This window comes from Streptomyces sp. GESEQ-35 (assembly GCF_017948485.1).
Lineage (GTDB): Bacteria > Actinomycetota > Actinomycetes > Streptomycetales > Streptomycetaceae > Streptomyces.
On record NZ_JAFFSX010000018.1, the window covers coordinates 161,184 to 185,560 of the forward strand.

A 24,377-nucleotide genomic window follows, 5' to 3' on the forward strand; every position below is an offset into this window, starting at 1 on the left:
GGAGGGCGCCCCTCCGGGAGGGAGGGGCGCCTGTTCGGTCAGTGGGCGGACGCGGTCACCGGCTCGGGTTCCTTCGGCGGCACCGGCGGTTCGGGCTCGCGGGAGAGGCGGCCCGGCCACCACACCTTGCGGCGCAGCGCGACGCTCGCGCTGGTGACCAGGTAGGTGCGGACGAGGAAGGTGTCGAGCAGGACGCCCACCGCGATGACGAAGCCCAGCTCGACGAGTTGGACGAGCGGCATGTTGGTGAGCACCGCGAAGGTGGCCGCGAGGACCAGTCCCGCGGAGGCGATGACCCCGCCCGTCGTCCGTAGCGCGGTCAGGGCGGCTGCCACCGGCTCGGCGCCCTTCAGCGCCTCCTCCCGCATCCGGTGCATCAGGAAGATGCCGTAGTCGACACCGAGGGCGACGAGGAACACGAAGGACAGCAGCCCGAGTCCGGGGTCGGTGCCCTCGAAGCCGAACACCGGCCCGAAGACCAGCCCGCCGATGCCGAGCGCCGCGCCCCACACCGCGACCACGGCGGCCACCAGCAGCAGCGGCGCGACGATGCTGCGCAGCAGCGCGACGAGGATCAGCAGGACCGAGAGCAGCACGATCGGCACGACGATCAGCCGGTCGCGGGCGTTGGCGTCCTTGAGGTCGATCTGCTCGGCGCTCCCTCCGCCGACGTAGGAGCCGTCGAGCCGGTCGCGCAGATCCTCGATGGTGCGGGTCTCGCCCGGGGACTGCGGCGGGGCGGCGGCGAGTACGGAGATCTCGGTCCAGCCGTCGCCACTGCGACCGCGTTCGGCGCTCTCCACGCCGCCCGTGTCGCGGATGTCGGCCAGGGCGGCGTCGGCGCGGTCGGTGGGCGCGATGACGCTGATGGGCTGCGTGCCCTGCTCGGGGTAGGCCTTGGCCAGGGTCTCCATGGCGGCCACGGCTTCGGGCTTGCTGGTGAAGGAGTCCTCCTGCTTGATGGTGCCGGGCAGGTTCAGCGTGCCCAGCGCGAGCGCCCCGAGCAGGACCGCGCCGCCGGCGAGCACGGTCAGCGGACGCCGCCCGGCGGAGCTGCCCATCGCGGAGAACAGCGACCGGCGGACCTTGGGTGTACTGCCGTAGCGCGGCACCAGCGGCCAGAACACCCGCCGGCCCAGCAGCACCAGCAGCGCGGGCAGCAGGGTCAGCATGGCCACCAGCGCGCACAGCACGCCGAGGGCGCCGAGCGGGCCCATGCCCCGGCTGGAGTTGAGGTCGGCGGCAAGCAGGCACAGCAGTCCGGCGGCGACGGTGCCCGAGGAGGCGAGCACGGCGGGCCCGCAGCCGCGCAGGGCGGTGACCATGGCGTCGTACGGCCGCTCGATGCGCCGCAGTTCCTCCCGGTACCGGGAGACGAGCAGCAGCGCGTAGTCGGTCCCCGCGCCGATCACGAGGATCGTCATGATGCCGGAACTCTGGCCGGACACGGACGTCCCGAACCACTGGTTGAGCCCGTAGGCGAGGCCCATCGACAGATAGTCGGCCACACCGGCGACGAAGAGCGGCACCAGCCACAGGAACGGGCTGCGGTAGATGAGGATCAGCAGCAGCGCGACGACCGCGAGGGCGGTGTAGAGCAGCGGTCCGTCGAGCGAGTCGTAGACCTCGGAGGCGTCCGTGTCGAGCGCCTCCGAACCGCCGACGTCGACGCTCAGCCCGTCGCCGCCCTGCGCGATGTCCCGTACGTCGATGACCAGCTCGTCCCGGGCCTTCTCGTCCGTGCCGGGCTCGGTGCTGGCCACCGGGTACATCAGGGTGGTGCCGTCCCGGGACGGGACGGCGGCCGGTTCGCCGGTCAGCGTGTGCGCACCCGCGATCGACTCGATCTGGTCGGCGGCGGTGGTCTTGTCGGCGGCGGTCAGCCCGCCGTCGCGGTGGTAGACGACGACCATCTCGGTGGCCTCACCACCGGGCAGCCGCTCCTGGATCTTGGCGACCTGCGTGGAGTCGGCGCTGGCCGGCAGATAGTCGACGGCACGGTCACGCTGGACGTCGCCCAGCTTCGAGGCGAACGGCGAGGCGATCGCCAGTACGGCGATCCACAGCCCGAGCAGCAGCCAGGGCACGGCACGCCGCCGCCGTACGGATGTCTTTGCGGCCCCCATGTGACGGGCCTCCCTCCGGTCGGGGTGTCTGGGTCGTTCTCCAGACTCCCGGCGGGAGGGGGGCTGTTCGTCGCGCGTGAGGGCGAGTTAAGGGGTACTGCCAGGGGCGGCACGGAGGCCGCTTTACTCCCTGGGGAGTACGGCCACGACTACGACGGTGTACGCGCCGCCGCCAGCAGCCGGCTCACGTCGTCCCCGCAGATCGTGAGCGCCGCGCCCACCGTGCTGAGCACGTCCCGCTCGGCCGGTGTGTACGGGCCGTCCGCGAGGGCGATCCGGGCGCCCTGGAGCAGGATCGACTCCCGGCCCGGGGCGGCGAGGTGCGGGGCCAGCGGGTCGAGGGCCTCGTGGAGCTCTATGGCCAGGCCCGCACCGCAGGGTTCGCCGTAGACCCGGCCGGTGTCCGCGGCGAGCGCCTCGACCAGGGCGTTCAGCTGGTCCTCCGTGCAGTCGCCGAAGCCGGCGGCGCGGACCTCGGTCGCGGCGGCCTCCAGGGCCGTACGGCTACAGGTGCCGCCCGCGGCGAGGACCGCGAGGGCGACGGTGTGCACGGCGTCGCGGAGCATCGCGGAGAAACGGGTGGTCGTCGGATGGTCGAGGACGTCCGTGCCGAAGTGCCGGCGACAGGCAGCACACTCCACGACCGGCCCGGTCTCGCCGCGCGGCAGCACGGGCACACCGAGCAGAATGAACCGGCGCCGGCCGGCCAGCCGCTGGTAATTCCGGTCGCCCCCGCATCCGGGACAGAAGAACTCGCCGTCGCCGACGGCACTCCACGCGGTACGGGTGCCCAGCATGCGCGCACGCCTGACAGCACGGCCGTCTCGTCCCCGTCCAGGCAGCACGTCGCACCTCCGTAACCCCACGGCAACATCGCCGCGCCTGCGTGATGTTAGCCACATTGTTGAGCTGGAGTCAGCACCCAGGACGAGACCTACCCGTGACCTGCACAGGGATTGGCCGGAAAACGACAGGCCCGGCCTGCCGGTATACAGCGGACCGGGCCATAAAAACCCTGGGTACTACAGCCCCGATAGGGGCGCGGGGAACTGCGCGACCAGCCACGACGGCGCCGCACTCGACCGACGCCCCATCGCGGCACTACCCCTCGTCGCCTCCACCCGCGGAGCGACCCGCCCTGTTGACGGCGGAGACGACCGCCTTCAGCGACGCCCGCGTCGTGTTCGCATCGATGCCGATACCCCACAGAACCTTGTCGCCGATCGCACACTCGATATAGGACGCGGCCTGCGCGGACGCACCCTCGCTCATCGTGTGCTCCTGGTAGTCCAGCAGCCGTACGTCGATGCCGACGGACTGAAGGGCGTCGAAGAAGGCCGAGATCGGACCGTTGCCGGTACCGGACAGCACGGTGTCCGTGCCGTCGACCGCCGCCTCGACGGTGAGCGTGTCCACGCCGTCGGTGTCGGTGGTGGACTGGCCGTTCTTGACCTGGATGCGGCCCCACGCGTTGCCGGGGTTCGGCAGGTACTCGTCCTGGAAGGCGGCCCAGATGTCCTTCGGCGTGACCTCGCCGCCCTCGGCGTCCGTCTTCGCCTGGATGATCTTCGAGAACTCGATCTGCATCCGGCGCGGCAGGTCCAGCTTGTGCTCGTTCTTCAGGACGTACGCCACACCGCCCTTGCCGGACTGCGAGTTGACGCGGATCACGGCCTCGTAGGAGCGGCCGACGTCCTTCGGGTCGATCGGCAGGTACGGCACCGCCCACTCGATGTCGTCGACGGTGACGCCCTTGGCGGCCGCGTCGGCCTCCATCGCGTCGAAGCCCTTCTTGATGGCGTCCTGGTGGGAGCCGGAGAAGGACGTGTAGACCAGGTCGCCCACGTACGGGTGGCGCGGGTGGACCTCCATCTGGTTGCAGTACTCCCACGTACGACGGATCTCGTCGATGTCGGAGAAGTCGATCTGCGGGTCGACGCCCTGGGAGAAGAGGTTCATGCCCAGGGTGACCAGGTCGACGTTGCCGGTGCGCTCGCCCTGTCCGAACAGACAGCCCTCGACACGGTCGGCGCCGGCCATCAGCGCCAGCTCGGCGGCGGCCACGGCCGTACCGCGGTCGTTGTGGGGGTGGATCGACAGGACGACGTGCTCGCGGCGGGTCAGGTTGCGGCCCATCCACTCGAAACGGTCCGCGTGCGTGGACGGCGTGGAACGCTCCACGGTGGCGGGCAGGTTGAGGATGATCTCGCGCCCCGGGCCGGGCTGCCACACATCCATGACCGCCTCGCAGACCTCCAGCGCGAAGTCCAGCTCGGTGTCGGTGAAGATCTCCGGCGAGTACTGGTAGCCGAACTCCGTCTCCGGGCCCAGCAGCTTCTCGGCGTACTCCATGACCAGCCGCGTGCCGTCGACGGCGATCTGCTTGATCTCGTCCTTGGAGCCGCGGAAGACGACCCGGCGGAAGACCGGGGCGGTGGCGTTGTAGAGGTGGACGGTGGCCCGCTTGGCGCCCTTCAGGGACTCCACCGTGCGCTCGATCAGGTCCTCGCGGGCCTGGGTCAGTACGGAGATGGTGACATCGTCGGGGATCGCGCCCTCTTCCTCGACGATGGAGCGCACGAAGTCGAAGTCGGTCTGGCCGGAGGCCGGGAAACCGACCTCGATCTCCTTGTAGCCCATCTTGACCAGCAGGTCGAACATCGCGCGCTTGCGCGCGGGCGACATGGGGTCGATCAGGGACTGGTTGCCGTCGCGCAGGTCGGTGGAGAGCCAGCGGGGGGCGGCGGTGATCCGCTGTCCCGGCCAGGTGCGGTCGGCGATGTCGACCTGCTCGTACCGGCCGTACTTGTGGATCGGCATGGAACTGGGCTGCTGGCGGTTCGCCATGGTGCGGGGCTCCTCAGGGTGTCCGGAAGGACGGCCGACGACGCAACACCAAGCACCGCGGGGAGGGAGTCGGCCTCGACTACAGGCCCTCGCCGCGGCAGCTAAGGAGAAGCAGCCCGAAACACATGATGCGCAGCATGCTAGCGGAGCCGCTCCCGGATACGGGCTTCTGTATCAATATGCGGGACTACAGCGCCCCGCCAGGGGCGCGGGGAACTGCGCGCCCAGCCACACACGGCCCGCGGCCAATAACACAGCGCAACCACCTATGACGCAAACGTCCCCACATTTCACCAATCAAGGTCGCCGATAGTGACAGAAAGCTAACGCAGTGCCATCGTGCCGGGCATGACGACAAACGGGGGCTTCACGCCCGTCTTCTGCACCGTCGTGCCACCCCACATCCTCGACAAGCTCGCCCAGGCCGAGGACCCCACGCTCGCAGGCCCCGCTCGCAAAACCCTCGAGCGCGACGCCTACCAGCGCACCCACCGCCGCCTGACCACGGTCCTCGGCGCCCCGGCCATCGCCACGCCCGCCGAAGCCGCCGCAGGCAAACCGCACCGCACGATCTACGACGCCGGGCACAAGACCGATCTGCCCGGAAAGAAGGTCCGCGCCGAGGGCGACGAACCCGGCAAGGACGCCACCGTCAACCGCGCCCACGCGGGCCTGGGCGCCACCTTCGAGCTGTTCCTGAAGGCGTACGAGCGCGACTCCATCGACGGCAACGGTCTGCCGCTCGACGCGACCGTGCACTACGACGAGGACTACGGCAACGCCTTCTGGAACGGCGAGCAGATGGTCTTCGGCGACGGCGACGGCGAGATCTTCCTCGACTTCACCATCCCGATCGACGTCATCGGCCATGAACTCGCCCACGGGGTCACCCAGTACACGGCCAACCTCACCTACTTCGGCCAGCCGGGCGCCCTGAACGAGTCGATGTCCGACGTCTTCGGCTCGCTCATCAAGCAGTACACCCTCGGCCAGACCGCCGCCGAGGCCGACTGGCTGATCGGCGCCGGCCTCCTCGCCCCGCGCGTCACCGGCAAGGCGCTGCGTTCCATGAAGGAGCCGGGCACGGCGTACGACGACGACGTCCTCGGCAAGGACCCGCAGCCCGGGACCATGGACGACTTCGTCCGCACCGGCCGCGACAACGGCGGCGTCCACATCAACTCCGGCATCCCCAACCACGCCTTCTACCTCGCGGCGACCGCTCTCGGCGGCCACGCCTGGGAGCGGGCCGGGCAGATCTGGTACGACGTGCTGACCGGGGGCGAACTGAAGGAACAGGCCCTCTTCACCGACTTCGCCACGCTGACGGTCGCTGCCGCGAAGGCACGGTTCGGCGACAGCGGCGAGGAGCTCCAGGCCGTGGTCAAGGCCTGGGAGCAGGTCGGGGTGCGCACCCTCTAGTTCCGTACTAGACAGGACCCCATGCGTATTGAGGTGAGGCGCACGGGCGGATTCGCGGGTATCGAGCGGCACGCCGAGGTGGAGACCTCGGGGCGGCCGGATGCGAACGAGTGGCACGCCCTGGCCGAGAAGGCGGTTTCCGCGGGCCGGGGCGTGCCCCCCGTCGGGGTACCCGACGGCTTCAGCTACCAGATCACCGTGGACGGCAGGACGGCGTACTGCTCGGATCCGCGGCTCACGGAGGAGCAGCGGAAACTGATCTCACGTGTACTGAAGGAAGGCGCGTAAGGAATCGAGGGCGGCACGTAACTGCTTGTTCACGCCCGCCCGTTGACTTCCGTTACCGACGGTACGGATGATCCGGCGCATGGCGACTGACCCGATACCGCAGTTCCCGTCCGACTTCCTGTGGGGCGTCTCGACGTCCGCCCATCAGATCGAGGGAGCGGCCGACCAACGCGAACTCTCCGTCTGGGACGCCTTCACGGCCGAGCCCGGACGGGTGAAGGACGGCTCGACGGCGGCGGTGGCCTGCGACCACTACCACCGCTACCGCGAGGACGTGGCACTCCTGGCCGGCCTGGGCGTGGACGCCTACCGCTTCTCGATCTCCTGGCCGCGGGTGAACTCCCCGAACGGCCTGGACTTCTACGACCGTCTGGTCGACGAGCTGTGCCGGGCGGGCGTACGGCCCGTCCCGACCCTCTTCCACTGGGACCTGCCGGTGTCCCTGGACTGGCTGAAGCGGGACACGGCTCTGTCCTTCGCGGAGTACGTGTCGACGGTGGCCGACCGCCTGGGCGACCGTGTCAGTAAGTGGATCACCATCAACGAACCCGCCGAACACACCCTGTTCGGCCACGCGTTGGGCGCCCATGCACCGGGCAAGCAGCTGATGTTCGACGCGCTGCCCGCCGCCCACCACCAGCTCCTGGCCCACGGCCTGGCCGTGCAGGCGCTGCGCGCGTCCGGCGCCACCGACATCGGCATCGCCAACTCGCACGGCCCGACCTGGCCGGCCTCCCGGGAACAGCCGGACCTGGAGGCGGCCGACTTCTACGACCTGCTGCTCAACCGGCTCTTCGCCGACCCCGTCCTGCTCGGTGAATACCCCGAAGGAATCGGCGAGTTGATGCCCGGGGACGTCGCGGCCGACCTCAAGGTCATCGGGGAGCCGCTGGACTTCTACGGCGTCAACTACTACGCGCCGGCCCGGGTGGGCGCCCCGCAGGGCACCGACATCGAGTTCGGCGGGCTGACGATCCCGGCCGAACTCCCCTTCTCCGTCCAGGAGATCGAGGGTGTCCCGGTGACGGACTTCGGCTGGCCGGTGGTCCCGGAGGGCCTGACCGAGCTGCTCACCGGTTTCCGGGAGCGTTACGGCGACCGGCTCCCGCCCGTCGTGATCACCGAGAACGGCTGCTCGTACGAGGGCGTGGACGACCAGGAGCGGATCGCCTACCTGGACGGTCATGTGCGGGCGCTGCACGGGGCGTTGGCGGCGGGCGTGGACGTGCGCGGCTACTTCGTGTGGTCGTTGCTGGACAACTTCGAGTGGGCGGAGGGGTACGCGCGCCGCTTCGGCCTGGTGCACGTGGACTTCGAGACGCAGGCACGGACGCCCAAGGCGTCGTACGCCTGGTATCAGGAGCTCCTCCGGGCCCAGAGGTGACCACGGCCTTCGCGGAACCCGTCGACCGGGTCGGTAAGGGCTGGACGGCGGCCCTGTCGCTGGCCAACGTGGCGATCTGGGTGGGCTGGTACGGCCCGTTGCAGATCCTGCTCGCCCGGCAGGCGGAGGACTTCGCGCCCGGTACGGGCATGTCGAAGGAGACGCTGCTGGCGTGGGTGGCGGCGGTGGGCGCCGTGGTGTCGCTGGCGGCCAACCCGTTCTTCGGCGCGCTGTCGGACCGCACCACGGCCCACTGGGGCCGCCGTACGCCGTGGATCGTGGCCGGCGCGGCGGGCGGCGCGCTGTCGCTGCTGCTCCTCGCGGGTGCGGGCGGGCTGTGGACGATGGCGGTGGGCTGGTGCCTGGTCCAGCTGACCCTGAACGCGTCCTTCGCGGCGGTCACGGCGGCGGTGCCGGACCGCGTGCCGCGGCTGCAACGGGGGTCGGTGGGCGGGTGGTTGGGGGCGGCGCAGATCCTGGGGGCCGTGGTCGGTACGGGGCTGGCGACGGCGGCGGGCGGGATCGCGGCGGGCTATGCGGCGTGCGCGGTGTTCGCGCTGGCGGGTGTCCTGCCGTACGTGCTGCGGTACGGGGATCTCAGGCTGGAGGCCGCGGACCGGCCGGCGTGGTCGGCGAAGACCTTCTTCGGGGGCTTCTGGCTGAGCCCGCGCCGCTACCCGGACTTCGGCTGGGCCTGGCTGACCCGCTTCCTGATCAACCTCAGCAACGCCCTCGTGATCCTCTACCTGCTCTACTACCTGCGGGACCGCCTCCACTACGACGACCCCGAGGAGGGCGTCCTGATCCTGACCGCGGTGAACAGCGTGACGCTGCTCGCCACGGTCGTCGTGGGCGGCATCTGGTCCGACCGCTCGGGCCGCCGCAAGCCCTTCGTGCGCTGGTCCGGAGTGCTGATGGCCGCGGCCACGGCCCTGCTGGCCGGCTGGCAGACCTGGACGAGCGCGATCATCGTGGCAGCGCTGCTGGGCCTGGGCCTCGGGGTGTTCATGTCGGTCGACTTCGCCCTGATGACGGACGTCCTGCCGAAGGCCCGGGACCGGGGCAAGGACCTCGGCGTCATCAACGTGGCCAACGCCCTGCCCCAGGCGGCGGCACCCGCCCTGGCCGCCCCCATCGTGACGCACCTGGGTGGCTACCGGGTGCTGTATCTGGTGGCCGCGGGGGTCGGGTTGGCCGGAGCGTTGCTGGTGAGCCGGATAAGAGGGGTGGACTAGGCGCCCCACAGGGGCGCGGGGAACTGCGCGACCAGCCACAACGGACCCGCAGACGAAAGACGGTGCCGCCCTACAGCGCTCCCGCGTCCCGAGCCGACCACACGCTCGGGAAAGTCGGCCGGAAACCAAGCTCCCGCCGAATCCGCTGCGTGGACATGATCCCGAACCACGGGTCCGGGTCCGTGTTGGTGTGCAGCTCCGCGGGGATCTCGACGCCGTTGAGCTGGTACAGCTCGACCGCCGTGACGGGCGCGTCGTCGGCGATGTTGTAGACACGGCCATCGGCTCCCGGCGCGTACAGCAGCCGCAACAGACCCTGGGCGACGTCCACATGGTGGGCCATCTGAAGCCGCTGGGCCGGCGCCCAGTTCGCGGCCCACATCAGCGACTGGGCGAGGTGCGGATCGCCCTCGCCGTACACGAAGGGGAGCCGGCCGACGCGCACGTCCATGCCGTCCAGCGCGAGCAGCTCCCGCTCGGCCTCGATCTTGGACTCGTTGTAGGCCCCCCACATCTCGCCGCCGGGCCGGGACTCGTCGTCCTCGGTCAGCGGGCGGCCCCGTCCGACGCCGTACACCATCCCTGTGCTGACCTGCACGAAGCGCTGTACACCGGAGGCCAGCGCGGCACGGCCCAGGGCCACGGCCGCGTCCCGGTTGACGGCCCACGCCTCCTCGTCGGGCACCCCGCGGAAGGACGCCGCGACGTTCACGACCGCGTCCACTCCCGCGACCGCCTTGCCGAGCGCGTCCTCGTCCCGCAGGTCCCCGACGACGACCTCAGCGCCCAGCTCCGCCAGCCGCTCCGCGCGCGCGGCATCACGCACGAGCACCCGCACCCTCTCCCCCGCCGCGGCCTGCGCCAGCAGCCTCGGCGTGAACCGTCGGCCGACCTGCCCCGTCGTCCCCGTCACCAGTGTCAGCATGATCTGCTCCTCACGAACCGGATGTTCTCGTGCCACCACCCTCGGAGAGACTCGCGCCGGCCGGGAGAGACCCGTTGATCAGGGGATCGAGAGTCCCTGGATAAGGCGGGCGGGCTGTCGCACGCTGGAGGGGTGAACCGAGCCGAACTCGCAGACTTCCTGCGCCGGGGCCGCGCCCGTCTCTCCCCGTCGGACGTGGGCCTGACGCCGGGCGCCCGCCGCCGTACGGCCGGTCTGCGGCGCGAGGAGGTGGCGCAGCTGGCGGGCATGTCGGTGGACTACTACACGCGCCTGGAGCAGTCCCGGGGTCCGCGCCCGTCCCGGCAGATGCTGGCGGCGCTGGCCCGCGCGCTGCGTCTCACCGCCGACGAGCGCGACCATCTGTTCCACCTGGCCGGCGAGGAGCCGCCGCGCCGCGAGACGGCGTCGACGCACGTCCCGCCCGGCCTGATGCTGATCCTGGACCGGCTGCACGACACACCGGCGCAGGTGGTGACGGACTGCGGCGAGGTGCTGGCCCAGAACACCATGGCGAGGGCACTGACCCACGATGTGATGTCCCGCCCCCGGGGCGAGCGCAACCTCCTCCGCCTCTATTTCCTGGACCCCGAGGCGCGCACCCTGTTCCCGGAGGAGGACCGGGCCGATCACGCACGCGCCCATGTGGCCAATCTGCGTGCGGTGGCCGCCGCCCGCCCCGACGACCCGGAGCCGGCCGCGCTGGTCGCCGAACTCCGGTCGTCGAGCGAGGAGTTCACGCGCCTGTGGGACGAGCACGAGGTGTCGCTGCGGCACCGGGCGACCAAACGCTTCCGGCACCCTGTGGTCGGCCTGCTCGACCTCGACTGCGAGGTCATGCTCAGCCACGAACACCACCAGCTCCTGGTCATCCACACCGCCCGCCCGGGCACGGAGTCCTACGAACGTCTACAGCTGCTGCGCGTGGTGGGCCTTCAGGACATGTCGGTGGGTAAACCCTGACCCCACCGAACGGTCACAGAGGGTAAGACCCATGAGCCGGTCCGATGAAAAGACCTACGGCGATGTCAGTCTCCCGGCGTACCCTTGAAATCGCCAGGCCGCCCTTGTGGCGGGCGAGATGTAATGAGGAGGACGTGCAGGCCTACAGAGCCGGCCCATGACTCAGACACCTACAGCTGACACTCCTGCGCAGGGGCAGGCACGAGCACAGTTCACCGTCCCCGCCCAGCACCCCATGGTCACCGTCCTGGGGTCCGGCGACTCCCTTCTGCGCGTGATCGAGAAGGCCTTCCCGGCGGCCGACATCCACGTCCGGGGCAATGAGATCAGCGCGGTCGGCGACGCCGCTGAAGTCGTCCTCATCCAGCGCCTGTTCGACGAGATGATGCTGGTGCTCCGCACCGGACAGCCGATGACGGAGGACGCAGTGGAACGCTCGATCGCCATGCTCAGGGCGAGTGAGAACGGGGAGAGCGACGGCGAGGAGACCCCCGCCGAGGTGCTCACCCAGAACATCCTCTCCTCCCGCGGCCGCACGATCCGCCCCAAGACCCTCAACCAGAAGCGGTACGTCGACGCGATCGACAAGCACACGATCGTCTTCGGCATCGGCCCCGCCGGTACCGGCAAGACCTATCTCGCCATGGCCAAGGCGGTGCAGGCCCTTCAGTCCAAGCAGGTCAACCGCATCATCCTGACGCGACCCGCGGTCGAGGCGGGCGAGCGGCTGGGCTTCCTGCCGGGCACGCTCTACGAGAAGATCGATCCCTATCTGCGGCCGTTGTACGACGCGCTGCACGACATGCTCGACCCCGACTCGATCCCGCGGCTCATGGCGGCGGGCACGATCGAGGTCGCGCCGCTGGCGTACATGCGCGGCCGTACGCTCAACGACGCGTTCATCATCCTGGACGAGGCCCAGAACACCAGCCCCGAACAGATGAAGATGTTCCTGACCCGCCTCGGCTTCGAATCGAAGATCGTGATCACGGGTGATGTGACACAGGTCGACCTGCCCAGCGGCACCAAGTCCGGTCTGCGTCAGGTCCAGGACATCCTGGAGGGCCTCGACGACGTCCACTTCTCCCGTCTGTCGTCCCAGGACGTCGTACGGCACAAGCTGGTCGGCCGTATCGTCGACGCGTACGAGAAGTACGACAGCCACCACGGCACGGAGAACGGCACCCACAAGGGCAGCCGTAACAAGCGGAAGTAGACAAGCCAGCACCATGTCGATCGACGTCAACAACGAGTCCGGAACCGAGGTCGACGAGCAGGCGGTCCTCGACATCGCCCGCTACGCGCTCGCGCGGATGCGCATCCACCCGCTCTCCGAGCTCTCGGTGATCGTCGTGGACGCCGACGCCATGGAACAGCTGCACATCCAGTGGATGGACCTGCCGGGCGCGACGGACGTCATGTCCTTCCCGATGGACGAGCTGCGTCCGCCGATGAAGGACGACGACGAGCCGCCGCAGGGTCTGCTCGGCGACATCGTGCTGTGCCCCGAGGTCGCCGAGAAGCAGGGCAAGGAAGCCGAGACGCAGCACTCCATGGACGAGGAGCTCCAGCTCCTGACCGTCCATGGAGTGCTGCACCTGCTCGGCTACGACCATGAGGAAGCGGACGAGAAGGCCGAGATGTTCGGTCTCCAGGCCGCCATCGTGGACGGGTGGCGTGCGGAGAAGGGCTTCACCGGCCCGTCCCCGGCCCCGACCGTGTCATGAGCCTCCCGCTGATCTCCGGCGCCGTCGCGCTGGTCGTCGTCGCCTGGCTCGCCGCCTGCGCGGAGGCAGGTCTGGCCCGCGTCTCCAGCTTCCGCGCCGAGGAGGCCGTCAGGTCCGGCCGCCGCGGCAGCGAGAAACTCGCCCAGGTCGCCGCCGACCCGACCCGCTACCTCAATGTCGCCCTGCTGGTCCGCGTCGCCTGCGAAATGGCCGCCGCCGCGCTGGTCACGTACGCCTGTCTGAAGGAGATCGACAGCACCACACAGGCCCTGCTCGCCGCGATCGGCGTCATGGTCCTCGTGTCGTACGTCGCCGTCGGCGTCTCTCCGCGCACCATCGGCCGCCAGCACCCGCTGAACACCGCGACGGCGGCGGCGTACGTCCTGCTGCCGCTGGCCCGGGTGATGGGCCCGATCCCGCCGCTGCTGATCCTCATCGGCAACGCCCTCACCCCCGGCAAGGGCTTCCGCCGCGGCCCCTTCGCCTCCGAGGCGGAGCTGCGCGCGCTGGTCGACCTCGCCGAGAAGGAGTCCCTCATCGAGGACGAGGAGCGCCGCATGGTGCACTCCGTCTTCGAGCTGGGTGACACGCTCGTGCGGGAGGTCATGGTCCCGCGCACCGACCTGGTGGTCATCGAGCGCTACAAGACCATCCGCCAGGCCCTCACCCTCGCCCTCCGCTCCGGTTTCTCCCGCATTCCGGTGACCGGCGAGAGCGAGGACGACATCGTCGGGATCGTGTACCTGAAGGACCTGGCCCGTAAGACGCACATCAGCCGGGACGCCGAGTCCGAGCTGGTGTCCACGGCCATGCGGCCCGCCGCCTTCGTGCCCGACACCAAGAACGCCGGCGATCTGCTCCGCGAGATGCAGCAGGACCGCAATCACGTCGCCGTCGTCATCGACGAGTACGGCGGCACGGCCGGCATCGTCACCATCGAGGACATCCTCGAGGAGATCGTCGGCGAGATCACCGACGAGTACGACCGCGAACTCCCGCCCGTCGAGGAGCTCGGCGACGACCGCCACCGCGTCACCGCCCGCCTCGACATCGGCGATCTCGGCGAGCTGTACGACCTGGAGTCGTACGACGACGAGGACGTGGAAACCGTCGGCGGACTCCTCGCCAAGGCCCTCGGCCGCGTCCCCATCGCCGGCGCGTCGTCCGTCGTCGAACTCCCCGACGGCCGCAAGCTGCGCCTCACCGCCGAGGCCGCCGCGGGCCGCCGGAACAAGATCGTGACGGTGCTGGTGGAGCCGGTGGGGCCACTGGATCCGCCGGAGGAGGAGAAGGAGTCGCAGTGACCCCTCAGCAGCTGCACGCCCTCTGTCTGTCCTTCAACGCGGCCGTGGAGGACTTTCCGTTCAACCCGGAGACGTCCGTCTTCAAGGTTCTGGGCAAGCTCTTCGCCCTGACGAACCTGGGCGCGCGGCCGCTGACGGTCAATCTCAAGTGCGACCCGGAGGACGCGATCCGGCTGCGTGGTGAGTACGAGGGCCTGATCATCCCGGGCTGGCACATGAACAAGCGGCACTGGAACACGGTCACCGTGGACGGAGAGCTCCCGGACCGGCTGGTCCGGGAGCTCGTCGAGGACTCGTACGACCTGGTGGTCGCCGGTCTACCGCGCGCCGACCGGCTTCGCCTCGACCGCCCCTGACACCCGCAGCCCGAGCGCGACCAGTACGGCCGCGGCCAGCACGATCGCCGCGTCGATCGCCACGACCGTGTGCACGCCGGACATCAGGTCCGAGGACGTCGTGGCCAGTACACCGAGCAGCGGGATGCCGATCGTGAGGCCCACCTGCTGGGTCGAGGTGACCAGCCCGGTGGCCAGCCCCTGTTCCCCGTCCGGGACGCCGGAGGTGACGGTCAGGCCGTACGAGATGATCGCGCCGAGGTGGCACATGCTGGCCAGGGAGACGGCGGCCGTGGCGAGCCAGACGGACCAGGTGCGCGTGTCGAGGCCCAGCAGGGCGGCCGTGAGTGCGCCCTGTCCGGCGAGCGAGGCGACCAGCGTGCGGCGGGCTCCGATGAGGCCGACGATCCTCGGCGTGTACACGCCCGCGACCACCGACAGCACGCCCTGGAAGCCGAAGACGAGGCCCGTCTCGAAGGCGGACAGGTCCAGGATCTCCTGGAGGTAGAGGGTCAGCACGAAGACCACCGTCGACATCATCGAGAAGGTGACCAGACCGCCCAGGTTGCCCCACGCCACCGTCCCGCGGCGCAGCATCGGCAGGGACACCAGCGGGGCGGCGGTGCGGGACTCGACGTAGCCGAAGGCCGCGAGCAGCAGGACGCCCGCGATGAGCGTCACGATGACGTCCGGACGGCCGAAGCCGTGGTCGGCGGCCGTCGACAGGGCGTAGATCAGCGAGAGCAGACCTCCGGTGACGGTGATCGCGCCGGGCACGTCCAGGTGCGGGCGCTCAGGGGTGCGGGACTCCGGCAGCAGGCCGGGCGCCAGCGGCAGTACGAGCATCGCGAACAGTGCGAGCAGGCCCATCGTCGAGCGCCAGCCGAACGCGTCCGTGAGGGTCCCGCCGGCCACCATGCCGACGGTGAAGCCCAGGGAGAGCAGCGTGCCGGAGATACCGACCGCGCGATCGCGGGCCGGGCCCTCCGGGAAGGTCGTCGTCAGCAGGGACATGCCGGTCGGGACGATCGCCGCCGCACCGACGCCCTGCAACGCCCGGCCCGCCAGGAACGACGCCGGATCCCATGCGAACGTCGCCAGCACCGAGGCCGCGCCGAACAGCGCCAGGCCGGTCAGGAACAGCCGGCGACGCCCGTACAGGTCGCCGATCCGGCCGAAGAGGAGCAGGAATCCGCCGGACGGCAGCGCGAACGCCGTGACCGCCCACTGGAGCGCGGACTGGCTCATGCCCAGGTCCGCGCCGAGGACGGGCAGCGCCACGTTCAGCACGGAGAAGTCGAGGGCGACCATGAACTGGGCGGCGCACAGGACGAAGAGGACGAGCCTGTCGCGGGGTGAGAGCCGGGCCGCGGGGGTGGTCGGGGGCGGAGGAGTGGATGCGGTGTCGATCGCCATGGGTACGAGCCTCGTGGCGCCGGAATAGCCGTGGGGAGCGGGAAGTTGTGCTGGTGGTGGCACCACCAGGCAGCGCACAACGGGGGGCGTACGTGGCGGACGTGATCGAGACCGGGCCGGGCAGGGCGCATCGGCGGCGTGAACTGCGCGAGTTCCTGATGAGCCGGCGGGCCCGGGTCTCCCCGGCCGAGGCGGGCCTGCCCGACGGCGGTGCGCGGCGCCGTACGCCGGGACTGCGCCGTGAGGAGGTCGCCGTACTCGCCGGAGTGGGCGCCTCCTGGTACCAGTGGCTGGAGCAGGGCCGGGACATCTCCGTCTCGCCGCAGGTCCTCGACGCCGTCGCCCGTGTGCTGCGGCTCAGCAACACCGAGCGGCGCCACCTGTACATCCTGGCCGGGCTCAACCCGCCGGTGCCCGAGGTCGAGCCCGAGAAGGAGGACATGTGCGAGGGGCTGCGGCGGCTCATCGACGCCTGGCAGCCGTATCCGGCCCACATCGTGGACATGTACTACAACTGCGTGTTGTACAACGACGCGGCCGCGGCGGTGCTCGGCATGCGGCCCGGCAGCACCCAGAACTGCGTCGTCGACTTCTTCACCGACCCGCTGTACCGCTCTCGGTCCAAGAGCTGGGAGCGAAACGCCCGTACGGTCGTCGCCCAGTTCCGGGCAGCGTGCTCGGCCTGCCCCGACGATGAGGGATTTCAAGCCGTGCTCGCCGAAGTGAAGGCGGCGAGCGCGGAGTTCACGGCGCTGTGGGAGCAACGGGACATCGAGGACGCCGGGCAGATCCGCAAGGAGCTGGACCATCCGGTGGTGGGGCTGCTGGTGGTCGAGTCGACGCAGATGAAACTGCCGGCGCGGCCCGACCTGACCGTCGTACTCCACACTCCGCTGGACGAGGCGAACAGCGCGGCCAAGCTGGAGTGGCTGGCCTCGCCGGAGGGGCGGCGCGGGGCGATGTACCCCGTGGCGGGATGAGCGGGCGGGTTCTTCGTATGCTCAGGTCATGACCGACAGCAGCGCGCTCGACCCCGAGGACCGCAAGATCGTCACCCTGGCCCGTTCCGCGCGGGCCCGCAACGGCGTGCCCGAGGGGGCGGCCGTACGGGACGAGACCGGCCGCACCTATGTCGCCGGGACCGTCGCCCTCGACTCCCTGAAGCTGAGCGCGTTGCGGACCGCGGTGGCCATGGCGGTGGCGTCCGGGGCGAAGTCGCTGGAGGCGGCGGCCGTGGTCACGGAGGCCGAGTCGGTGCCGGCCGAGGACCGGGCGGCGGTGGCGGACCTCGGCGGACCGGGGACGGCGGTGTTGATCGCCGGGCCCGACGGCACTGTGCGGAGCACCGTCACCGCAGGCTGAAAATCGTCGTTTTCAGAGTCGTCCGGAATTCGTCCTTGCCGACCCGCGTCTCACACGCATCAATGGGACCCGTAGTTCCGACGGTCCGTCAGATTCTTCCCCCCACCCCCCACCGAGCGTCCCGCACCGCGCGCGTCGACGGCCCCCGTCGGGCTCTCCCAATCCATCCCCACATGGCATTTCCCAGATACGGGAAGGGAGCCGGATTCCCCATGAAACGCATAGCAACGGGTGCGGCACTGACGGTCGGGGCCCTCGCGGTCACCGGCCTGGCCTTCGCCCCAGCCGCCCTCGCCGTCGCCCCAGGGTCGGCGACGATCACCGCCGACTGCGGCAGCTTCGGCGGTGGCGAGGCCACACTCACGGCCACGCAGGACGGCACCGCAGCAACCATGACCCTCACGTCCTCCGCCATCACCGCGCCGATCGCGCTGGGCGCGGACTCCATCACGTCCACCCTCACCCTCGTGAAGGCGAGCGGCGGCACCACCACCTTCACCGCCACGGAGAACCCGGCCATGGCGGCCGGCGACGACGTCCAGGTCGGTCCGCTCCCCGGGACCGTGGCCTCCGGCGACAGCCTGGAGGCGTTCGGCGGATCGCTGACGATGTCGGTCCTCGGCATCACCATCACCTGCACGGCGACCGGGCCGCAGTCGCCGGGTCCGTTCGTGTTCGACTGACAGACGGCAGCGCACCATAGCCGAGGGGTCGTCAGTTCCTGGTAGGAGCACAGGAACTGACGACCCGTCAGGAACTGGGCGCCGAGCGCATCATCGCCATGAGCTGCCACGCCTCCCGAGTCGGGGAGCGCGTCGTTCTTCGCGCTGCCGTGGCTGGTGGGCGTGGTGCTGCTGGTCGTGGCGGTGGTCGGGTCGTGCTCGTGATCAGAGCGCGTCGGGGCCGCGCTCGCCCGTCCGTACTCGTACGACCGTCTCCACGGGCAGCGCCCACACCTTCCCGTCCCCGATCTTCCCCGTCTGCGCGGCCTTGACGATCGTGTCGATGACGGCTTCCGAGTCGGCGTCCTCGACGACGACCTCGATACGGACCTTCGGCACCAGGTCGACCTGGTACTCGGCGCCGCGGTACACCTCGGTGTGGCCGCGCTGACGGCCGTAGCCGCTGGCCTCGGTGACGGTCAGGCCGTGCACGCCGAGCTCCTGGAGCGCGGTCTTGACCTCGTCGAGGCGGTACGGCTTGACGATCGCGGTGATCAGCTTCATGCCTGGCTCTTGACCTTCTGGGCGGAGGGGACGGGGGCGCGCCGACCGGGGCGCCGGGGCCCAGGACGCCGCGATCGTATGCCGTCTCGGCGTGCACCGTAAGGGCGCGGGGCGTGCGCTGGTGCGGCGGGGGCCTTTGGATCAGGGAGAATGGGCGCCATGAGCGTTCGCACCCAGTCATCCGAGCCGTCCGAGGCCACACACCGCGCCGGCTTCGCCTGCTTCGTGGGCCGCCCCAACGCGGGCAAGTCCACCCTGACGAACGCTCTGGTCGGCCAGAAGGTGGCGATCACCGCGAACCAGCCGCAGACCACGCGGCACACGGTACGGGGCATCGTGCACCGGCCCGACGCGCAGCTGATCCTGGTGGACACCCCGGGGCTGCACAAGCCGCGCACGCTGCTCGGCGAGCGGCTGAACGACATCGTCCGCACCACCTGGGCCGAGGTCGACGTGATCGGCTTCTGTCTGCCGGCGAACGAGAAGCTCGGCCCCGGTGACCGGTTCATCGCGAAGGAACTGGCGTCCATCAAGAAGACGCCGAAGATCGCGATCGTCACGAAGACCGACCTCGTGGACAGCAAGACGCTGGCCGAGCAGCTCATCGCCATCGACCAGCTCGGCAAGGAACTCGGTTTCGAGTGGTCGGAGATCGTGCCGGTGTCGGCGGTCGCGGACCAGCAGGTGGGCCTGCTGGCCGACCTGATCGTGCCGTTGCTGCCGGAGGGTCCCGCCCTCTATCCCGAGGGCGACCTGACCGACGAGCCGGAACAGGTCATGATCGCGGAGCTGATCCGCGAGGCCGCGCTGGAGGGCGTACGCGATGAGCTGCCGCACTCCATCGCGGTGGTGGTCGAGGAGATGCTGCCCCGCGAAGGGCGCCCCGCCGACAAGCCGCTCCTCGACATCCACGCCTTCGTCTACATCGAGCGCCCCAGCCAGAAGGGCATCATCATCGGCCCCAAGGGCAAGCGCCTGAAGGACGTCGGCATCAAGTCCCGCAAGCAGATCGAGGCACTGCTGGGCACGCCGGTCTTCTTGGACCTGCATGTGAAGGTGGCGAAGGACTGGCAGCGGGACCCGCGGCAGCTGCGGAAGCTGGGGTTCTGAGCCCTCAGGTCGTACGGCTGCCGGGTGGCCGTACGACGTCAGGCCGCCCGGCGTCAGGTCGACCCGCGGAAGCCGATCGTCGGGACCGCGCGGGCCAGTGGCCAAGGGCGGGCCGGGGCCTCCGGGACCAGGGGCTGAAGGAACGCGTACCGCTGGAGCGCTGCCTGGTCCTGGCCCTCCAGGGACCGCACCTCGCGCCACCAGGTGGCGATCTCGCTCCAGCCGGGGGCCGACAGGGAGCCGCCGAACTCCTGGACGGACAGGGCGGCGGTCAGACCGGCGAAGGCGAGGCGGTCGGCGAGGGGCCAGCCGGCCAGGGTGCCGGTGACGAAGCCGGCCACGAAGACATCTCCGGCACCGGTCGGGTCGAGGGCCTCCACGGCGATCGCGGGCACCTCGGCGGTCTCGCCGGTGCGCCGGTCGACGGCGTACGCACCATCCTTGCCGAGGGTGACGACGGCGAGCGGCACATGTTCGGCGAGGGCGTGGGCGGCGGCGCGCGGGCAGGTGGCGCCGGTGTAGCGCATGGCCTCGTCGGCGTTCGGCAGGAACGCCTCGCAGTACTTGAGGTCGGACAGGCCCGCCAGATCCCAGGCACCGGTGTCGTCCCAGCCGACGTCGGCGAAGATACGGGCGCCCTTGCTCGCGGCCTGGGCGACCCAGACGTCGGGCTTGCCCGGGGTGAGTGAGGCGATGGCGGCACGCGCGCGTGGCGGGCAGTCCGGCGCGGGCTCCTCCGGCGGCGGCTCGTGGCCGTGGGAGACCATCGTGCGCTCGCCCTCGTACGCCATGGAGACGGTGACCGAGGAGTGCCAGCCGGGCACCGTGCGCGACGGCGACAGGTCGATGCCCTCGCCGTGCGCGAGGGCGTCCCAGCAGTACTCGCCGTAGTGGTCGTCGCCGAACGCCGCGGCGAGGGACGTCTTCAGGCCGAGGCGGGCCAGCGCGGTCGCCATGTTGGCGACGCCGCCGGGGCTGGAACCCATCCCCCGCGCCCAGGACTCGGTGCCTCGCACGGGGGCCGAGTCGAGGCCGGTGAAGATGATGTCGAGGAAGACGGTGCCGGTGAGGTACACGTCCCACGGCGGGTCGCCGGGCCTGCGCAGAGCGGCCAAGGGGTCGACCTGGGCCTGGCAGTGGTGTCCCTCTCTGTTGGACGCGATCACGGTGCGCTCCCTGACATGGTGCGGATCAGGCCAGTCTGCCTCACACCACTGACAACGCGCCGCCGCTCACCGGCGGCCGTCCCCCGTATCAGCCCACCGCAGGTCCGGGGTGTGCGGTCCGGGCCGCGCCGGGCGTCACCTCGGGTGCCGTGGCCGTGGAAGCCTTCGCCGGCCGTGTACGGATCCGGTCATCGCGTCCGCCAGCCGGGTAACGCCTGGCCCCGCGCCCGACATCGATCAGCGCTACCAACGAGGCACTGTCGGCGTCACCCACCCCGGCTCGGCGACCCGCATCGCCGCCGCGTCGTCGCGCTCGCGCAGCGAACCGTCGTCGTCGAGCCACCTCTGGTGGAGGAACCGCAGCTTGTCCCGGTCGAGTTCGACACCCAGGCCGGGCGCGTCCGGGACGGCGACGCTGCCGTCCTCGAACACCAGCCGCTCGGTGAGCACGTCCTCCGACTGCCAGGGGTAGTGGGAGTCGCAGGCGTGGTGGAGATCGGGGACGGTGGACGCGACATGGGTCATCGCGGTCAGGGAGATGCCCAGGTGGGTGTTGGAGTGCATGGACACCCCGACGCCGAACGTGCGGCAGATGGCGGCCAGTTGCTGTGTGTTCCGCAGCCCGCCCCAGTAGTGATGGTCGGAGAGGACGACCTGCACGGCGTCCTTCGCGAACGCCTCCTTGATCTCGGCGAACGTCGTCACACACATGTTGGTGGCGAGCGGCACGTCGGTCGCCGCGGAGACCTCGGCCATGGCGGGCGTTCCGAGCGCCGGGTCCTCAAGGTATTCGAGGACATCCCCCAGCTCCTTCGCCACCTTCAGCGAAGTCTCCACGGACCAGGCGCCGTTGGGGTCGAGGCGCAACGGGTGCCCGGGGAAGGCCTCCGCGAGGGCGCGTACGGCGGCGATCTCCTCGTCGGGCGGGAAGACACCGCCCTTGAGCTTGAAGGACGTGAAGCCGTACCGCTCCTTGAACTTCCGCGCCTGCTCGACGACCCCGGCCGGGTCGACGGCGGCACCCCAGTCGTCCTTCTCGGCCGCGACGCCCTCGGGGTGGTCGGCCCACTTGTAGAAGAGGTACGCGCTGTACTCGACGGCATCCCGCACCTTGCCGCCGAGCAGCGCGTGCACGGGCAGCCCGAGCGCCTTGCCGAGCGCGTCCAGGCAGGCCACCTCGAAGCCGGAGACGACGGACAGCCGCAGCTTGTCGGCGGTCTGGACGCCGCGCAGCCCGCCGACGTCGACCTGGCCAGAGACCCGTGACCGGTCGACGGAGACCTCGTCGGCGACCGTGAACAGGCCGTTCAGATCGGAGACCTGCCGGCCGACCAGCTTCTCGGCGAAGGGGCGCGCCAGCTCCAGGTACTTCGTGTCGCCGTACGTCTCGCCGACTCCCGTGATCCCGTCGGCCGTCACGACCTCCACGATCAGCCGGGGCGTGTACGGCTGGTGGACGCCCTGGGTGTTCAGCAGGGGCGGGTCGGCGACGAGGATCGGCGTCAGCCGTACGTCGGTGATGGCGAGGTTCACAGGGCGGCTCCTACGAGGTCGAGTCCGGTGACGAGCAGGGTCCTGAGGCCGGCCAGATCGGCGGCCGACGGGTCGGTGAGCGGGGCGCGGACGGGTCCCACCGGACGGCCGCGCAGCCGTGCCGCCGCCTTCACCAGCGACACGGCGTACCCGGGGACGCGGTCGCGGAGTTCGACGAGCGGGACGTAGAAGTCGCGCAGCAGCTTCTCCACGGTGCCGTCGTCGCCGCCCTTCAGAGCCTCGAAGAAGGCGTTCGCGATCTCGGGGGCGAAGGCGTGGACGGCGGAGGAGTAGGCGGGGACGCCGACGGCGGCGTAGGCGCGGGCCTGGATCTCGGCGGTGGCGGCCCCGTTGAAGAACAGAAATCCCTCGGGTGCGGCGAGCGTGAGGCGCTGGAGCCGGTCGAGGTCGCTGTGGCCGTCCTTGAGACCGATGACGCCCGGGATCTCCGTGATCTGCCTCAACGCGTCCACCCCGAAGGCGACCTGGCCCCGCTGGTAGGCGATGAGCGGCAGCCGGGTGCGGGCGGCGAGCTGCTCCAGCTGGGCGACCAGCCCGTCCTGCGGAGCGGCGACGAGGTAGTGCGGCAGCACGAGCAGGGCGTCGGCGCCGGCCTCCTCGGCGATCCGCGCGAGGCGAGCGGCCTGCGCCCAGCCGTATCCGGTCCCGGCCACGACGGGCACGCTCCCCCACGCTCGAACACCCTCGCGCGGGGGGACCCCCATCGCCGCCTCCTCGACCGCGATGGTCACGACCGTCCGGTACTCGTCCTCGTCCAGCGAGAAGAACTCGCCGGTGCCGCAGGCGGGGAAGACGGCACCGGGAGCGGTGGCCAGCCGGTCGGCGACATGGGCCCGGAAGCCGTCGGGGTCGAGGGAGCCGTCGTCGTGGAAGGAAGTCAGCGGGAAGGACAGCACACCGCCCGCCATACCGTCCCGCAGTCGCCGGGTCACGGCCTCCGTGGCCGGTGCGCCGCCCATCACATCATCTCCCCATGTAGACGTCATCCACGTATGAAGACAGAGATTAGATACGCGAACAGGGACCGTCAATGGTTCTCACTGGTCCCGACCGCCGCGGATTACGATCGGCCCATGTCAGAGACAGGGGGCGTCCGCGAGGTGAAGTCCGCGGCGCGAACGGTCGAGTTGCTGGAAGTCCTGGCCGCGCGCGGCGACCGCCCGGCCCGGCTCCAGGAGCTGGCGGACGAGCTGGAGGTGCCGCGCAGCTCCATGTACGCACTCCTGAAGACCCTGATCTCCCGCGGCTGGGTCCGCACGGACGTCACCGGCTCTCTCTACGGCATCGGCATCCGCGCCCTGCTCACCGGCACGAGCTACCTCGACTCCGACCCGCGCGTGAGGGTCGTACGCCCCTATCTGGACGAGGCGTCCCAGGCGCTCGGCGAGACGATCCACCTGGGCCGGCTGGACGGCCGGGACGTGGCCTATCTGGCGACGCGCGAATCGCACGAATACCTGCGGACGATCAGCCGGGTCGGGCGGCGGCTGCCGGCGCACGTGGGCGCGCTCGGCAAGGCGCTGCTGGCCGAGCGCCCGGACACCGAGCTGCCGGAAGGGCCGTACGAGGCCAGCACGCCCAACACGCACACGAGCCGGGAGTCATTGGCGGCCGACCTCGCGGAGGTCCGCACGCGCGGCTACTCCATCGACCGCGAGGAGGGCGTGACCGGGATCGTCGGCTTCGGTTTCGCGCTGCGGTACGACTCTCCGGCCCAGGACGCGATCAGCTGCTCGGTGCCGGTGGCCCGGCTGACGCCGGAGCACGAGGGGCAGATCGTCGCGGTGATGCGGGAGATCCGGCTGAAGATCGAAACGACGGCGCCTGCGGCCGGCGGGGCCGTGCACTGGCGTTAGCGTCCGTAAACGCCGGACGGGCCGGAATGGGCTGACCGACGCCCTCGTCTACCCGGCATCGTCACCCCCAAACAGGACGTGCCTCAGATCACACCCCCCGAACTTCTCTCCCG

Annotated in this window: 23 protein-coding genes; 14 read left to right on the forward strand and 9 right to left on the reverse strand. The window is 70.5% G+C overall.

Annotated elements, in window-relative coordinates; genetic code table 11:
* Nucleotides 1-38 precede the first annotated feature (38 nt).
* From KCH87_RS30305 to leuA, 3 genes are all read right to left on the reverse strand, one after another.
* Entirely contained in the window at nt 39-2,126 is a 2,088-nt protein-coding gene (locus tag KCH87_RS30305; protein ID WP_210589545.1) for an MMPL family transporter, read from the reverse strand.
* A gap of 149 nt (nt 2,127-2,275) precedes the next feature.
* Nucleotides 2,276-2,971, reverse strand: coding sequence for a TerB family tellurite resistance protein (locus KCH87_RS30310; protein WP_210589547.1), 696 nt, complete (start codon nt 2,969-2,971; stop codon nt 2,276-2,278).
* Nucleotides 2,972-3,227: 256 nt separating this feature from the next.
* Nucleotides 3,228-4,973, reverse strand: coding sequence for a 2-isopropylmalate synthase (gene leuA, locus KCH87_RS30315; RefSeq protein ID WP_210589549.1), 1,746 nt, complete (start codon nt 4,971-4,973; stop codon nt 3,228-3,230).
* A gap of 348 nt (nt 4,974-5,321) precedes the next feature.
* Here leuA and KCH87_RS30320 point away from each other — a divergent pair, with 348 nt between their 5' ends.
* The 4 genes from KCH87_RS30320 (at nt 5,322) to KCH87_RS30335 (ending at nt 9,302) form a co-directional block, all read left to right on the forward strand.
* Nucleotides 5,322-6,395, forward strand: coding sequence for a M4 family metallopeptidase (locus KCH87_RS30320; RefSeq protein ID WP_210589551.1), 1,074 nt, complete (start codon nt 5,322-5,324; stop codon nt 6,393-6,395).
* 21 nt (nt 6,396-6,416) lie between these two features.
* Nucleotides 6,417-6,683 (forward strand): protealysin inhibitor emfourin, encoded by a 267-nt coding sequence (locus KCH87_RS30325; RefSeq protein WP_210589554.1) that lies wholly within the window; start codon nt 6,417-6,419, stop codon nt 6,681-6,683.
* A gap of 79 nt (nt 6,684-6,762) precedes the next feature.
* A complete protein-coding gene (locus KCH87_RS30330; protein WP_210589557.1) occupies nt 6,763-8,067 on the forward strand; it encodes a GH1 family beta-glucosidase in 1,305 nt (434 codons plus the stop codon).
* Nucleotides 8,064-9,302, forward strand: coding sequence for an MFS transporter (locus KCH87_RS30335; protein WP_210589560.1), 1,239 nt, complete (start codon nt 8,064-8,066; stop codon nt 9,300-9,302). The genes KCH87_RS30330 and KCH87_RS30335 overlap by 4 nt, the downstream gene beginning before the upstream one ends.
* A gap of 70 nt (nt 9,303-9,372) precedes the next feature.
* Here KCH87_RS30335 and KCH87_RS30340 read toward each other — a convergent pair whose 3' ends face one another.
* A complete protein-coding gene (locus KCH87_RS30340; RefSeq protein ID WP_210589562.1) occupies nt 9,373-10,227 on the reverse strand; it encodes an NAD(P)-dependent oxidoreductase in 855 nt (284 codons plus the stop codon).
* A 132-nt stretch (nt 10,228-10,359) separates the two neighbouring features.
* Here KCH87_RS30340 and KCH87_RS30345 point away from each other — a divergent pair, with 132 nt between their 5' ends.
* The 5 genes from KCH87_RS30345 to KCH87_RS30365 all read left to right on the forward strand — a co-directional run bounded on the left by KCH87_RS30345 (nt 10,360) and on the right by KCH87_RS30365 (nt 14,595).
* A complete protein-coding gene (locus KCH87_RS30345; RefSeq protein ID WP_210589564.1) occupies nt 10,360-11,208 on the forward strand; it encodes a helix-turn-helix transcriptional regulator in 849 nt (282 codons plus the stop codon).
* Nucleotides 11,209-11,365: 157 nt separating this feature from the next.
* Nucleotides 11,366-12,424, forward strand: a complete 1,059-nt coding sequence (locus KCH87_RS30350) for a PhoH family protein (RefSeq protein WP_210589565.1) — start codon at nt 11,366-11,368, stop codon at nt 12,422-12,424.
* Between the two features lie 13 nt (nt 12,425-12,437).
* Nucleotides 12,438-12,935 (forward strand): rRNA maturation RNase YbeY, encoded by a 498-nt coding sequence (gene ybeY / locus KCH87_RS30355; protein WP_210589567.1) that lies wholly within the window; start codon nt 12,438-12,440, stop codon nt 12,933-12,935.
* Nucleotides 12,932-14,239 carry a hemolysin family protein gene (locus KCH87_RS30360; protein WP_210589568.1) on the forward strand — a complete coding sequence of 436 codons (1,308 nt, stop codon included), beginning with the start codon at nt 12,932-12,934 and terminating at the stop codon, nt 14,237-14,239. The genes ybeY and KCH87_RS30360 overlap by 4 nt, the downstream gene beginning before the upstream one ends.
* A complete protein-coding gene (locus tag KCH87_RS30365) occupies nt 14,236-14,595 on the forward strand; it encodes an MmcQ/YjbR family DNA-binding protein (protein WP_210589570.1) in 360 nt (119 codons plus the stop codon). The genes KCH87_RS30360 and KCH87_RS30365 overlap by 4 nt, the downstream gene beginning before the upstream one ends.
* Here the strand turns inward: KCH87_RS30365 and KCH87_RS30370 are convergent.
* A complete protein-coding gene (locus tag KCH87_RS30370; RefSeq protein WP_210589572.1) occupies nt 14,557-15,990 on the reverse strand; it encodes an MFS transporter in 1,434 nt (477 codons plus the stop codon). The genes KCH87_RS30365 and KCH87_RS30370 overlap by 39 nt on opposite strands.
* 158 nt (nt 15,991-16,148) lie before the next feature.
* Between KCH87_RS30370 and KCH87_RS30375 the strand changes: the two genes are divergently transcribed.
* The 3 genes from KCH87_RS30375 (at nt 16,149) to KCH87_RS30385 (ending at nt 18,035) form a co-directional block, all read left to right on the forward strand.
* Nucleotides 16,149-16,970, forward strand: coding sequence for a helix-turn-helix transcriptional regulator (locus tag KCH87_RS30375; protein ID WP_247197065.1), 822 nt, complete (start codon nt 16,149-16,151; stop codon nt 16,968-16,970).
* Between the two features lie 28 nt (nt 16,971-16,998).
* On the forward strand, nt 16,999-17,352 hold the full coding sequence (locus KCH87_RS30380; RefSeq protein WP_210589578.1) for a cytidine deaminase: 354 nt from the start codon (nt 16,999-17,001) through the stop codon (nt 17,350-17,352).
* A gap of 212 nt (nt 17,353-17,564) precedes the next feature.
* Complete coding sequence (locus KCH87_RS30385) at nt 17,565-18,035, forward strand: hypothetical protein (protein ID WP_210589581.1); 471 nt, start codon at nt 17,565-17,567, stop codon at nt 18,033-18,035.
* A gap of 204 nt (nt 18,036-18,239) precedes the next feature.
* Here KCH87_RS30385 and KCH87_RS30390 read toward each other — a convergent pair whose 3' ends face one another.
* The gene (locus tag KCH87_RS30390) at nt 18,240-18,578 is read right to left on the reverse strand and encodes a P-II family nitrogen regulator (protein ID WP_210589584.1); all 339 of its coding nucleotides are present in this window, start codon (nt 18,576-18,578) and stop codon (nt 18,240-18,242) included.
* A 150-nt stretch (nt 18,579-18,728) separates the two neighbouring features.
* On the opposite strand from KCH87_RS30390, the gene era reads away from it, so the two are divergent.
* A complete protein-coding gene (era, locus tag KCH87_RS30395) occupies nt 18,729-19,688 on the forward strand; it encodes a GTPase Era (protein WP_210589586.1) in 960 nt (319 codons plus the stop codon).
* Between the two features lie 53 nt (nt 19,689-19,741).
* Here the strand turns inward: era and KCH87_RS30400 are convergent, their stop codons facing one another.
* From KCH87_RS30400 to KCH87_RS30410, 3 genes are all read right to left on the reverse strand, one after another.
* The gene (locus KCH87_RS30400; RefSeq protein WP_210589587.1) at nt 19,742-20,854 is read right to left on the reverse strand and encodes a PfkB family carbohydrate kinase; all 1,113 of its coding nucleotides are present in this window, start codon (nt 20,852-20,854) and stop codon (nt 19,742-19,744) included.
* Nucleotides 20,855-21,097: 243 nt separating this feature from the next.
* Nucleotides 21,098-22,387 carry a glucarate dehydratase family protein gene (locus tag KCH87_RS30405; protein WP_210589589.1) on the reverse strand — a complete coding sequence of 430 codons (1,290 nt, stop codon included), beginning with the start codon at nt 22,385-22,387 and terminating at the stop codon, nt 21,098-21,100.
* Nucleotides 22,384-23,367, reverse strand: a complete 984-nt coding sequence (locus KCH87_RS30410) for a 5-dehydro-4-deoxyglucarate dehydratase (protein WP_210589591.1) — start codon at nt 23,365-23,367, stop codon at nt 22,384-22,386. Before KCH87_RS30410 ends, KCH87_RS30405 begins: the two co-directional genes overlap by 4 nt.
* A 114-nt stretch (nt 23,368-23,481) precedes the next feature.
* Between KCH87_RS30410 and KCH87_RS30415 the strand changes: the two genes are divergently transcribed.
* On the forward strand, nt 23,482-24,264 hold the full coding sequence (locus tag KCH87_RS30415) for an IclR family transcriptional regulator (protein WP_210589593.1): 783 nt from the start codon (nt 23,482-23,484) through the stop codon (nt 24,262-24,264).
* Nucleotides 24,265-24,377: the final 113 nt, after the last annotated feature.

What these genes read in the sequence shown, in the direction of transcription:
- KCH87_RS30330 (WP_210589557.1), top strand. Translation starts at nt 6,763, where the DNA reads ATGGCGACTGACCCGATACCGCAGTTCCCGTCCGACTTCCTGTGGGGC.
- KCH87_RS30380 (WP_210589578.1), top strand. Translation starts at nt 16,999, where the DNA reads ATGACCGACAGCAGCGCGCTCGACCCCGAGGACCGCAAGATCGTCACC.
- KCH87_RS30415 (WP_210589593.1), top strand. Translation starts at nt 23,482, where the DNA reads ATGTCAGAGACAGGGGGCGTCCGCGAGGTGAAGTCCGCGGCGCGAACG.
- KCH87_RS30370 (WP_210589572.1), bottom strand. Translation starts at nt 15,990, where the DNA reads ATGGCGATCGACACCGCATCCACTCCTCCGCCCCCGACCACCCCCGCG.
- KCH87_RS30410 (WP_210589591.1), bottom strand. Translation starts at nt 23,367, where the DNA reads ATGGGCGGCGCACCGGCCACGGAGGCCGTGACCCGGCGACTGCGGGAC.
- KCH87_RS30320 (WP_210589551.1), top strand. Translation starts at nt 5,322, where the DNA reads ATGACGACAAACGGGGGCTTCACGCCCGTCTTCTGCACCGTCGTGCCA.
- KCH87_RS30385 (WP_210589581.1), top strand. Translation starts at nt 17,565, where the DNA reads ATGAAACGCATAGCAACGGGTGCGGCACTGACGGTCGGGGCCCTCGCG.
- KCH87_RS30305 (WP_210589545.1), bottom strand. Translation starts at nt 2,126, where the DNA reads ATGGGGGCCGCAAAGACATCCGTACGGCGGCGGCGTGCCGTGCCCTGG.
- KCH87_RS30375 (WP_247197065.1), top strand. Translation starts at nt 16,149, where the DNA reads ATGAGCCGGCGGGCCCGGGTCTCCCCGGCCGAGGCGGGCCTGCCCGAC.
- era (WP_210589586.1), top strand. Translation starts at nt 18,729, where the DNA reads ATGGGCGCCATGAGCGTTCGCACCCAGTCATCCGAGCCGTCCGAGGCC.
- ybeY (WP_210589567.1), top strand. Translation starts at nt 12,438, where the DNA reads ATGTCGATCGACGTCAACAACGAGTCCGGAACCGAGGTCGACGAGCAG.
- KCH87_RS30350 (WP_210589565.1), top strand. Translation starts at nt 11,366, where the DNA reads ATGACTCAGACACCTACAGCTGACACTCCTGCGCAGGGGCAGGCACGA.
- leuA (WP_210589549.1), bottom strand. Translation starts at nt 4,973, where the DNA reads ATGGCGAACCGCCAGCAGCCCAGTTCCATGCCGATCCACAAGTACGGC.
- KCH87_RS30340 (WP_210589562.1), bottom strand. Translation starts at nt 10,227, where the DNA reads ATGCTGACACTGGTGACGGGGACGACGGGGCAGGTCGGCCGACGGTTC.
- KCH87_RS30360 (WP_210589568.1), top strand. Translation starts at nt 12,932, where the DNA reads ATGAGCCTCCCGCTGATCTCCGGCGCCGTCGCGCTGGTCGTCGTCGCC.
- KCH87_RS30325 (WP_210589554.1), top strand. Translation starts at nt 6,417, where the DNA reads ATGCGTATTGAGGTGAGGCGCACGGGCGGATTCGCGGGTATCGAGCGG.
- KCH87_RS30390 (WP_210589584.1), bottom strand. Translation starts at nt 18,578, where the DNA reads ATGAAGCTGATCACCGCGATCGTCAAGCCGTACCGCCTCGACGAGGTC.